Consider the following 11,900-nt stretch of genomic DNA (forward strand, 5'->3'; position numbering starts at 1 on the left):
TGTGCGGGGGAAATAGTTTTAGCTGTTTAACGCTTTTCTCAGATTATCGAGTGCTTTCTCGATGTTCGAAAGGGGTGTACCCACGTTCAACCGCATAAATCCTTCTCCTTCCTTCCCGAAAACAGTGCCGTCGTTTAGCGCCAGTTTTGCTTTGTTGACAAACAGGTCAACCAGTTCCTGCTGCGTAAGGTTCAACGCCCTGCAATCCAGCCAGACGAGAAAGGTAGCTTCAGACTTCACTGCGTTGATTTGCGGAATGTATTCCTTTAGGTAATTTTCAACGAAATCGATATTTTTCTGAATGTATGCCAGTGCCTGATCCAGCCATTCCGCACCATAATTGTATGCGGCTTCGGTAGCAGCCAGTGCGTAAATAGTTGCCTGGTCGAGTTCCCGGGGAGCCAGGTAATTCAAGTACTGCTTCCTTATCTCCGGGTTGTGGATAACGGCAAAAGAACTGACAATCCCGGCAATGTTGAAGGTTTTGCTTGGGGCCATCAGCGTGATACTGTTCTCTTTTGCCTTTTCCGACACCGTGGCAAAGGGTCGGTGCCTGAACCCGGGCAAGGTCAGGTCGGAATGAATTTCGTCGGAAACAACCAGGATGTTGTTGTCACAACAGATTTCTGCCAGTTGTATCAGTTCATCTTCATTCCATACTCTTCCTACAGGATTGTGAGGATTGCAGAGGATAAGCATCTTGCAATCGTTTTCGGCGATAATTCCCTTTAATCCTTCAAAATCGATAGAGTATTTTCCGTTCTCCAAAAGCAAAGGATTGTTTACAACCCGTCTTTCAAGCGCTTCGGGAACAATCCGAAACGGATGATAAACCGGCGGCTGAATGATTATCTTGTCGTTTTTTTTGGTAAACGCATCAATAGCAAAGGCAAAGCCTTTCACTACACCCGGAACGAAAGTGATTTCATTGCGGTAAACTTCATAACTGTGTCTGTCTTTGAGCCAGTTGATGATGGAAAGGAAATACCCGTCGTAAGGGACCGTATATCCGAAAATACCGTGTCGGGTTCTCTCGATCAGCGCTTCGGTAATTGCCGGAGGCGATAGAAAATCCATGTCGGCCACCCAGAGGGGGATGAGGTCATCGCGCCCGAAAACCGTCTTCAGCTTATTCAGCTTTACACTGTGTGAGGTTGACCGGTCGATGATTTCGTCGAAATTATATTGCATATCAATAATAGCTGCTTTTTATTAGTTTACTGTTTTTTGCCTTCAACCCGCCAAAATTAAGCGACTCGACGGCTAACCCGACCATAAACTGGTGCGAAACAATGTTTGTAACAATATCGTTTACATCGGTTCTGTAAAAATCACCCAGGTATCCGGTACGGATAGTCAGGTTGTTGAGGGGAATATCAACGGTGAAATAGTTACGTAACGCCAACTGGTTCTGGAACGAGGTAAACCTTACCGTTCCTTTTCCGTTGCCCAGGGAGAAAATCTCGTAGTAGGATTGTCCGTATGCGGGAGAGAAGAACATGCCCAGAAACGGTGTGCTTACCTGCCAGCGAAAAGTGAGCCTTCGCCAGTTATAGCTTGCCATTGCCGAGAGGTCAAGGTTCACGGAAGCTTTCAGTGAACCCGGGTTGTTGGAGTTTCGTACATTATAAATACCTCCCAGTGATGCATCTCCTCCGCCACCAGCGAGAAGGCTGAACTTCGTGTTTTTGAAAAAGGGATAGAAAGCGTTGACGTTGTAGGAAACTTCGCCGGCATATTCCGATGCGGATGCAGAAGGATTTTTGGTAAATGCCAGTTGTATTTGAAACTGCTGCTGCAGGAGTAACTTTTCGTTGAAGTGCTTGGTGGGACTGATGCGGTCGTGCAACAAAGACATAGTCAACCCTCTGTACTCTAAAGGAGATAAATAGGTGTCAGTCAGAAAAGATTTGCCCACTCCCAGAAGCGTAGCTTGATTGGTGGATTTTGTCGTACTCTCCTGAGCAGAAAGCGAAATTGAACAAATCGTTAAAAATAAAGTGACCGTTATTGTAATTTCAGCGGGTAACCTTTTCATTCTTACTTATAATTCGATATTCAACTTACAAAAGTAAGAAAATATTTAAATAAAAGCCGTTGCCCCTGTCTAAAAGTCAGTTTATTTCCTTTATTAACGATTTGTTCAATTCAAACTACCGGTTACCGGTTGGACAGGGTATAGTTGCCTGATCCTAATTCTATTTCAACTCCCGAGTCGGTTTCCTTAAAGCTTCTTACGCCATTTTGACCCGGTTTTATGATTTGTAGCTCTTTCGGCAATTTCACCACAGCGGAAGTGTTTCCCGGAATAGAGATGTTCCAGTTAAACGACCCGTTTTCTTTTGTCCATTCGCTCTTGATTTCTCCGTAAACCGATTTGTACGAAGCTTTCACATGTGAAAGTCCTTCAGGAAACCGGGGTTCCATCCACAACTTTTTGTAAGCTACACTCCCGGGATAATTTTTAATTCCGGCCAAATCTTCGTAATACCAGATGATGAGATCTCCGAGCAACATGACGTGATTGGCGGAGTTCATTGCCGGGTCGGCTGTATCCCCGTTCCAAAGTTCCCAAATGGTGGTAGCACCTTTTTTGATCATGTACCCCCAGCTCGGATAGGTCTCATTTGTCGCAATTTTGTAGGCAAGGTCCACGTTTCCGTACTGTGTAAGTCCACGCATCAACTGCTGTATCCCCAGCACACCGGTACTGACGTGTCCGTTAAAATCGACTTCTGTTTTTTGAACGATATTTTCAAACACTTGCTGTTCCTTTCCTTCGGGAACCAGGCCCAGCCGGAGTGACAGCATGTTTGCCGTTACCGTGTTGTTGTCGTATTTTGCCGAGTCGGTGTTGAAGAACGTCGTGTTGTATGCCTCTTTTATCCGGCCTGCCAGCTCTTTAAATCCCTGAATATCCTGCTGATTTCCGGTCAATTCTGCAAACTCAACCATCAGGTTAAGCAGGCTGTAATACATGGTTGTACTCAGAATCGCTCCCGCTGTCTTGCGCGAAGGATCCTGGGAGTGGATCAGCTCCTGTTTTTCGGGAGGCATGCACCAATCGCCGTAGGTGTCTTTTGTGAGGATAAAGTCTTGCATGGATACCTGCTGGATACGCTCCAGATAACGTTTCATGGAGGGATAATGTTTTCTGATGGGTTCCGTATCACCGTATTGGTGGTAAAGCATTTTTGCTGCATAGAAATAAGCAGCCGGCCAGGTTACGTCGTCGTTGTAAATGGTCCAGTAACGGGGTGAAACCACCGAAATACTTCCTTCCGGACTTTGAGAATCCTCTATGTCCTGTGCCCATTTACTGTACAGCAAGGCGTTATTAAAAACAAACGCTTCGCCGAAGCATCCGGTTGCCCGGTCGCCCAGCCAGCCCTGGCGTTCATCGCGTTGCGGACAGTCGGTGGGCATTCCGCGGTAGTTTCCGCGAATTCCCCAATATGCGTTTTTGAAGGTCTGGTTGATGATGTTGTTGGAAGTTTCGAACTGTCCGGTGGTCTCCATGTTGTCGTACACCACTTTCCCGGTAAAACTGGATAATTCGGGTTGTTCATTCAATCCGGATATTTCAACGAAACGGAAGCCGTGATAAACAAAGGAAGGTTCCCAGCTAAACGCTCCGTCTTTCGCAGGGGTGTAGATGTCCGTTACCTTTGCGGAGCGGATATTTGCCAGGTAAATGGTGCTGTCCGGATTGAGTATCTCAGCAAAACGCATCGTCACGGGTTGATCCTTTTTCCCGTTCAACTTGTTTATCTTCAGCCACCCGACCATGTTTTGGCCCATATCGAGGATAAATTTACCATCGGCAAGCTTGGAGATCCGGACGGGTTTTATCTCTTCCATCACCCGGATATTCGGGTTGGGTTGGGCCGTGAGTTTGCCTTCGGGAGCAGTCATTATGTCCACTTGTTGCCACGAGGCATCATCGTAGCCGGCTGTTTCCCATCCGGTCAGTTCGAGGCGGGCATCGTATTCTTCTCCGTCAAACTCATTGTTGGCCACGATGGGCCCTTTTGAAGTAACTTTCCAGGATTCATCACTGGCAATCACCTCCCTGGTCCCGTCGGCATATTCTATATCGAGTTGAGCCAGCAAACGGGGCAACCCGAACATCTGGCTGCGTGATCCCCGCATTCCGAAATACCTGCCGTTGCCCAGTTTAACGGCCAGCAGGTTTTTGTCTTTCTGCAGGAGCGGGGTTACGTCGTACGTATTGTAATAAACCCGGTTGGGATACCAGGAAACCGTTGGGGCAAAGACATCTTCCGAAACCCGATTCCCGTTCAGGTAAGCTTCATGCGCTCCGAGGCCTGCAACATAAAGGACGGCCCGATGGATTGTACTGTTTCTCGTCTCAAAGGACTTTCTCAGGTAACGTGCGGCCAGGCGTGTGTTGTCCTTATCCGTCTCACCGGGATTGGACAATGAGTCCTCACCAATCCATTTTGCCTGCCACTCCGAATCATTCAATAGAGCCATCGACCAATAATTGACTTTGCTCCAGTTGCCGTCGCCTTGATTGGTGTTGATTTTTACGCGCCAGAAGTATTTGCTTCCCGACGAGAGGGGTTGGCCCTGGTAAGGAATGAGTACCGACCCGTCGCTGCTGACGATTCCCGAATCCCACAAAAGATTTACTTCTTTTTTCAGATCATCTTCCGACCGGGCAACTTGAATCTGATACGATTGTTGGATAAGATCGGGAGAATTGGAACTAATCTGCCACGAAAACCGTGGAGTAAGTGTGCTTAATCCTTCCGGATTTTCCTGCATTTCAATTTTCAGGGAAGCTACATTCAGCTTTCCTTCTTTACATCCGGCCAACAGGACGGAAAGTAAAATTACGGTGAATAAAAGGGTGTGTCTCATAAGAAAAATTAGTTCTAGATATGTTATTAGTTCTCAAAGATATAGTTTCCCGAATTAATTTCAAACAGAATGTACCCGTTTTTTTTGCCCGTTTCGGTTGCAAAACCGGAACTTTCACGTATTTCCCTACCGGATTCATCGGGGAAATAAACGGTTGCTGCGCAATTGGGTGGAATGGTAACGGAGAGCGTCGTTTTACCGTTTTCTCTTTTCCAATGTGATTGAATCATACCGGCAGGAGAGTTGAAGCCTGCTTTTGCCCATGAAACGTGCTCTTCTGCAAATTTTGGGACGCGGATATCGAACTTTCTGAATCCAGGCGAATCGTCTCTTCTGCGGATTCCGGCTACACCGTCTATGTACCATGCGCCGGGATAGAGATAGGAGCTGTGTAAAAGTGAATGGCCGGGTAAGTCTTTCTCCCACATTTCCCACATGGTGGAAGCTCCGCTTTCACGCATCAGCCCCCAGCTGGGATAGGTGGTTTGTGATGTCATGGAGTAGATGAGGTCGTCGCGGCCTTCTTCGCGCAATACCTTGAAAAGCATCGCACCGCCGGTAATTCCCACATCGATGTGGCCGTTGCGGTTGACGAGGATTTCTTTTTCGAGCCGTTTCATTACCAACGGACGGAGTTTCACCGGCATTATGTCTCCGTATAACGCTGCAGAGAGGCTTCGCATGGTTTTATCGGAATAATTGTGGTCATCGGCGTGAAAGTATTTGTCGTGAAGGGCTTTGCCCGATACCTCAGCCTGGTGTTTCCATTTTTGCGCTTCGGCCGTTTTTCCGATTGCTTCGGCTATCTTTGCACCTGTCTTTAAGTTGTAAATCCAGTAACAGTTGTTGAAAAACAGGTTTTCGTCGGAATAGTTGTTCATCCCTTGTGTGGTTGCACCGGGCCAAAGCCAGTCGCCCAAAAAATCCCACCGGCCGCCGTATCGTTTGAGTAGATTATTTTCCACATGGGTGTCCAGAAAAGCGAGCCAGCCTTTTATCATCTCGAAATTTTCCTCAAGTACCCGCACATCACCCTGGTATTGGTACATGAACCAGGGTAGGGTAACCACAATTCCGCCCCAAGCAGGGCCGCCGCCGCCGTGATAGGTGGGTGCCGTCTGGGGCAATATACCCCCGCCGAGTCTTCTGCCGCTGCCTTCCTTCTTGCGCGCCCAGTCTGGATCGTTCATGTTTCCGACCATCGGTTCGGTCCCTTGTACATCCCGCCAATCTTCGAGCCATTTGTTGTAGAACGCGCCCAGCTGATAATTCAGCATTCCGGTTTCGGATGTGGCGTGGGCGTCACCACCGTAGCCGAACCGTTCACGTTGCGGGCAGTCAACAACGTACCCGCCGAGAGACAGGTTCTCGAATGTCCAGTTTACGGTATTGTAAATCCAGTTTTGCAACGGATCGGAACATTCAAACGTGGTGGCATCCGCGAAATTGGTGCGGATCATCCAGCCTTTTATATCTTCTATTTTCGGAGCCGATTTCAGGCCTTTAAGGGTGATCCATCTGCCCGAGCTGTAATTAAACCGGTTTTTGAATGTGCCTTTCCCGGAAGGGCCGATGACGTATAAGTTGTATAACCCAAAGGTCATATCGTCCTGCTGGCGTTCAGAAAATTGGAAACGAACCGTGTCGCCGGGGTTTCCGTCAACGTTGATCTGCGTCCATCCCGCAAAATTTACCCCCATGTCTACCCGGAATGTCCCATCGGGGCGGCTTACGATCTCTACGGGTTGAATTTCGTTGAACAGGGTATTTGTTTCCACGCGTTGAGCGGACAGTTTTAGTGCCGGTGTATAAACCGTTGCCCTGTTCCATACCTGATCATTATAGGTCGCCAGGTTCCAGTTGTCGATTTCTTTGTTGGCATCCCAAATTTCACCACCGTATCCGCCAACGCCAAACCCCCAGTTCCCGATGAGTTTATTGGGACTGGGATGTGTTTTCCACGACTCGTCGGTGATGATCCTCACCAGTTTTTGGTCGTTCTTTCCGAAAATATCGGTTTGGGCTGTCACAATGGGTGTCCGGGGTTTATCGGGAGTGGCATAGGGTGCGTAGATTGCCCAGGATGCTCCCAGCCACAACGCGATGACATTTTTCCCTTGTTTTAACTGCGGAGCGATGTCGTAGGCAATGTATCGGGCGCGCTGTGTGTGGTCGGTCACAGCCGGTGCCAACACGTGATCGTCTATTTTTTGGCCGTTCACATACACTTCGTGATAACCTACCGATGCTACAAATAGGGTTGCCCTGGAGGGTTTTTGTTTTAAATCGAAAGATTTTCTGAACCACGGATCAGAAATTTTGTTGGGTCCTGCCGAAGGGTCATAGATTTCCGTGGTGCCGATCCATTTTGCTGTCCATTCAGCATCATCGAACAGCCCGGTGGTGAAAGACGCTGATTTACTGAATGCAGATGGGTTGCCCTTTTCGTCTTTTACTGCAACTTTCCAAAAGTAACTCCGATCAGATTCTAGCTCTTTTCCTTTATAATCAACAAGCTGCATGTTATCTGAAGAGATCCATCCCGTATCCCAAATATTGCCCTTGTTTTTATCGAGATCCCGTTTCGTCGAGCTAACCAAAATGCGGTACGCTGTCTGCGCCTGGCCGAAAACTTGCGGGTTTGCAGTAGCCAACTTCCAGCTAAACCGTGGTTGTCGGACATCCAATCCTGTGGGGTCGACAAGGTATTCTGTGGTTAATTCCATAGGATATAAAGCACCTTGCTTCTGGGAAAATATTGAAAAACTGGCTGATAAAAAAATAACTATTAAAAGTAAGTTTCTTGTTCTCATATGATTAAAATTATTTTTCAGATTGAACCTATCCTTGTCGGTAAGTGCTGATTTTATCCAGGTCGACAAGCTGGTTTTTGCTCCGGTTCTCTATCGTTACTTCATAACCTGCGGGTACATCCAACCGATATTGTATTTGGTTATCCACTCTTTTCCATTCGAGCCGGATTACCTCATCTTCCACAGGAATGGAACCGCTGCATTGTTCCAGGTCGAGATCGGTGAAGCGAAGAACGATTTTCTTGTTCTCATAGTCAATGTTACTGATGCCCAGTACGTCACGGTAAAGCACATGGCCGATGTAGGAGGCAAATCCGTGGTTGCAGCTGGCCTGGCTGTGTACATTCTCCCAAAGGGTTCCGGTACGTTCGGCCATATAGAAGAAGTACTCCTCGATTTCGGAGATGAGTTGGGACTGGAGTCCGTACCGGGAAAGGATATCCATCCGGAGATAATTGCCGATAAATGCATTGGCAACGGCCACCTGGGGATAGGTGATGGCGGTGTTGCGGTGCGGCCCGAATTCATCGGTCAGTTTTTTCCACAAGGCAGGATAACTCTCCGGGGTTGCGATGTTGAAAAAGAAAGCGTAGTACTGGCAAACTTCGGTAATCTGGTCGGTTACCCGTAAAACCCCGTCTTTTCTTACTGCATTGTCCACAAAAAACTCGCCATTGAAGGATTGTTTCTGTATCTGACTGCGGATATGGTCCGCTTTCATTTGCCACGCTTCATTGTCGTAGAGACGCGCCGCACTTTGGAGTGCAGCGCTGTAGAGCATGTTCGTGGGATAGTTCACATCCTGTACGAGGCTGTTGGCTTTGGACCATTCCACAAAGATCCAGCTTTCCAGTTTTTCCAGCAGTCCGTCTTCGTTTTCGAACTTTTCGAAATATGCCAGCAGATCGGTAATCCGTGTTTTCAGGTCAGCGACCAGTTGCCTGTCGCCGCCGCGTTTGGCATAATCATCAATCTGAACGATAAACCAGAGTGACCAGTTGGGGATAAATACGCCGTCGTTGTGATCGGCGGGATAACACATCGGGATCATGCCTTCCGGAAGGAACTCAAATTTCTCCGGCAATGCATAGTTCTCGTAAAAATTATGGGCTACTTTTGAATACCCGGTGAATTCTTTCTCCATGATTGCGGTAAAGTAACTGTCACACAGCCAGCCGGCACGCTCCCGCGAGGGACAATCCATAAAAACATCCAGGGCGTTTTGCCGGTATGTCTGTTTGGCCGCATCATAGATCCGGTTTAATTTTTCGTTGCTGCTGGAGAAGGCAGCATCCGGATGTTCGGGTGCTGCAAACTCCCTGAGGAAGATTTTTTCTACCCGACAGTCACCTTGTGTAACCAGGATCTTTAGAAATTTAAAGGTGTAGGGTTCGAACGACTCGATGCGGTATTCTCCCGGCTGAAGTTCGTAGACTACTTGGTTGTTGACGTCGGCCATCCGTTTCTTGCTGATCACATCATCGTCTGTCAGCATCTCATCGAAATGAAACCACACCTCGGTGGGTTCCGTACAACGAATTACGGCACCGATGAATCCGGTCTGATTAATGCCGAAGTCGAGGATGGAGAACTCATTCGTTTTCAGATCGATCGTGGTTGAACCAACATAAGGTGTGTTCAACGATTCTTTCGTCACCGTCTGCAACTCCTGTATGTGCTGTGACGGTACGGCCTCCAACTCTGTTTCAGGATAGCCCTTGAATTGTTCGCTGATATTTACCAGCGAACGGTCTTTGTAGTATTGCCCCGGTATCTTGCTGGCAAAAGTGCCCCTGGAGTAGAGTTGTACCGGTTTCAGCAGAGTGTAGGCAGGTTGGTCCACTCCCCGCGGTAAGAGGTTTACCAAGGGCATCGGAACGAGTTTGACCGTTTCCAGGGTCCGGGTCTTGTCCGAACGCCATTGGTCGTATCCCTCCTCCAACCGGTAATATTCGGTAAAAGGACGCTGGAAACTATAGCGCTCTACTTTCTGCAGGCGTTCCCTTATTTCGGTGGCCTCAAAACGGCCGTTTTCACCGGTATGCAGCACCACCTTGCCATCCACCGTTGCCTCTGCCTGTAGAAAGGAGGGCTGGTCGGTGGTGTAATACGTGTTTACGTTGTACCCGGCTACCTCGATCGCCACGATATTTTCTCCCGCTTTCAGGCGTTCCGAGAGGTCATACCGGTCCACCCGGAAATAACCGTGCCCGGCACGGGCCGGTCCCGATCCCACAAACTCACCGTTGAGGAAGAGCCTGTAAACAGTAGAAGCCGCAACTCGCAGGATGGCCTCTGAGTGTGGGTCTGCGTTGAAGGTACCCCGGAATCCCAGGGTGAGGTTCATCTCTTTTTCGCGGCCTTCTGCCCATACCGGGACAGCTTTGCTCATCAACTCAGCCGATTCCTCTCCTTTAGTGTTGTTTGCGACACAGCTTCCCAGCAACAGGACGAGCATGATGACGTAAAAATAACTAATTACGCAGTGATTGCCTGTGACGGATAATTTCGTTTTTTCTTTTTTCTCCATAAAATTATTGTTGGTGTGTAGATTTATTTTAGCTGAAATATTTCCGGATATTTTCTGATGAAATAGACCGGAGTACAGCTCCAGGCATGACAATAGCTATTCACCGGAAAAAAATTGTAAGGGGAAAGAAAATCGTCATTAGGATCATAGGCCTCCCAAAAGGTATCAGCTCCCTTCTCTAGCATCCCGCCCCAATATTTTTTTAATTCTTGTTTTGCAAGACTGTGTAACCCGCTATTTATAAGCGATTGAATGTAATAGTGATAAAGATAGGGAGTTCCCGGATAACTTACATCGCGGGCATGGGAGAGATTCAATAGTGCAGTTTGCGCTTCTTTTGTAGTTGCTACACCGCTTAAAATCATCCATAACTGCGACGCATAAGAAACCTGATGGTTGATTGTGCCGGCAAAAAAACCGGTTTTCTTATCGTAAAATTTTTTACGTGCCGTGCTTTTCATTTTTTTTATCAACGGAGGAACATTTTTTACTTCATCTTCCTTTCCGATCAGTTGTGCCAGCTTATACGTTTCTTGTAAAGCAAAAATGGACACTCCCTGTAAAGGCACTTCTTTGTGTAATCCTTCACGCCAGTCAATAAAGATCCACCATTCCCTGTTTGCTCTGGCAAAATCCATCAATCCATCCTTGTCTACATATTGATAGATGATGTCCAATTGTTTTTTGGCTACTGGCCATAAATCCAAAGCAGTTTGTTTGTCGTTGGTTGCCAGAAGGTAATCTTTAAGGGTTGCATTAAAGAGAAGGGCGTATTCCAATAGGAACAGCCGTTCATCACCACGGGGTTCCGGTGTTTCATAGATGCAGGGATGCAGGTAGCCATTCCGGTGGCTCAGGCCTGCTAACAAATACAGACAACGCTTTGTCAGGTCATGTTGCCCGAAAGAATAATTATTGGTCATCGCCTGTAAATACAGGTCGCCTATCCATAACCGTTGGTCTCTTTTGGGCCCGTCCTCGTAAACCGTTTGCATACATTCTTTTAGAGTGGCTAACCCTGTCTGATCGATTTTTTTTATTATTTCTTCAGTAGAGGGAGCCAGTTCTTGTGGTACAGAGGTTACTGAAGTACCGGCATTACACTTTATATCCGATACATAAAAATCATACGAAGGTGACGCGATCAGTTCAATTTTAACATACCTGAAAGAGAGGCGCCGGGGTATGGTTATCGTTTGTGGCAAGGCAGTAACCGTGACGGTTTCATCCTGAAGCCAGGCTCTACTTAAACTACCCGTGTATGGCTCAAAGGATACTGCCAGTTCCGATGGCACTTCACCGAATGTGAATTTTAACCGCAATGGAGCATCCGGGGTTATGTTGGTAGGGCGAATAGAAAACGTAAAATAACCGGTTATATGTTCCTTGAAATCGAGGATCGTCGATTGATTTTTTTTGAATGTGGTGGAGTAAAATGAATCGATAGCTGAATGAGGAACAATTTTCCAGTGTTGAAAAGAATTTTCATCGCGGACAATGTTGATTACCCGGACGGGTTTCTTTTCAGTAATCACTAGCTGGGGTTTGTTGTCTTCAGCCTTTTGGAGCCATTCTTGTCGGTACGCTTTATAGAAATCTTCCTGAGCATAGGTACTGAACAAGCTAATAGTTAAAATACAAACGATTAAAATAGGTCTCATTCTTTCTTT

6 protein-coding genes are annotated in these 11,900 nt (G+C 47.3%); all 6 read right to left on the reverse strand.

Features of this window, described 5'->3' with window-relative positions:
- Positions 1-18 precede the first annotated feature (18 nt).
- Positions 19-1,191 (reverse strand): PatB family C-S lyase, encoded by a 1,173-nt coding sequence (locus AACM02_RS06915; protein ID WP_339116469.1) that lies wholly within the window; start codon positions 1,189-1,191, stop codon positions 19-21.
- 1 nt (position 1,192) lies between these two features.
- Positions 1,193-2,038 (reverse strand): DUF3316 domain-containing protein, encoded by an 846-nt coding sequence (locus AACM02_RS06920; RefSeq protein WP_339116470.1) that lies wholly within the window; start codon positions 2,036-2,038, stop codon positions 1,193-1,195.
- 122 nt (positions 2,039-2,160) lie between these two features.
- On the reverse strand, positions 2,161-4,887 hold the full coding sequence (locus tag AACM02_RS06925) for a family 78 glycoside hydrolase catalytic domain (RefSeq protein WP_339116471.1): 2,727 nt from the start codon (positions 4,885-4,887) through the stop codon (positions 2,161-2,163).
- A gap of 26 nt (positions 4,888-4,913) precedes the next feature.
- The gene (locus AACM02_RS06930) at positions 4,914-7,613 is read right to left on the reverse strand and encodes a family 78 glycoside hydrolase catalytic domain (RefSeq protein WP_339116472.1); all 2,700 of its coding nucleotides are present in this window, start codon (positions 7,611-7,613) and stop codon (positions 4,914-4,916) included.
- 115 nt (positions 7,614-7,728) lie between these two features.
- Positions 7,729-10,230: a hypothetical protein gene (locus AACM02_RS06935; RefSeq protein WP_339116473.1), complete on the reverse strand. Its 2,502-nt coding sequence runs from the start codon at positions 10,228-10,230 to the stop codon at positions 7,729-7,731.
- Positions 10,231-10,253: 23 nt separating this feature from the next.
- Positions 10,254-11,891, reverse strand: a complete 1,638-nt coding sequence (locus AACM02_RS06940) for a glycoside hydrolase (protein ID WP_339116474.1) — start codon at positions 11,889-11,891, stop codon at positions 10,254-10,256.
- Positions 11,892-11,900 lie beyond the last annotated feature (9 nt).

The sequence above is a fragment of the Petrimonas sp. genome (genome assembly GCF_963921705.1).
Classification (GTDB): domain Bacteria; phylum Bacteroidota; class Bacteroidia; order Bacteroidales; family Dysgonomonadaceae; genus Petrimonas; species Petrimonas sulfuriphila.

Coding starts and splice junctions, on each gene's coding strand:
- AACM02_RS06915 (WP_339116469.1), bottom strand. CDS start 1,191: ATGCAATATAATTTCGACGAAATCATCGACCGGTCAACCTCACACAGT.
- AACM02_RS06920 (WP_339116470.1), bottom strand. CDS start 2,038: ATGAAAAGGTTACCCGCTGAAATTACAATAACGGTCACTTTATTTTTA.
- AACM02_RS06925 (WP_339116471.1), bottom strand. CDS start 4,887: ATGAGACACACCCTTTTATTCACCGTAATTTTACTTTCCGTCCTGTTG.
- AACM02_RS06930 (WP_339116472.1), bottom strand. CDS start 7,613: ATGGAATTAACCACAGAATACCTTGTCGACCCCACAGGATTGGATGTC.
- AACM02_RS06935 (WP_339116473.1), bottom strand. CDS start 10,230: ATGGAGAAAAAAGAAAAAACGAAATTATCCGTCACAGGCAATCACTGC.
- AACM02_RS06940 (WP_339116474.1), bottom strand. CDS start 11,891: ATGAGACCTATTTTAATCGTTTGTATTTTAACTATTAGCTTGTTCAGT.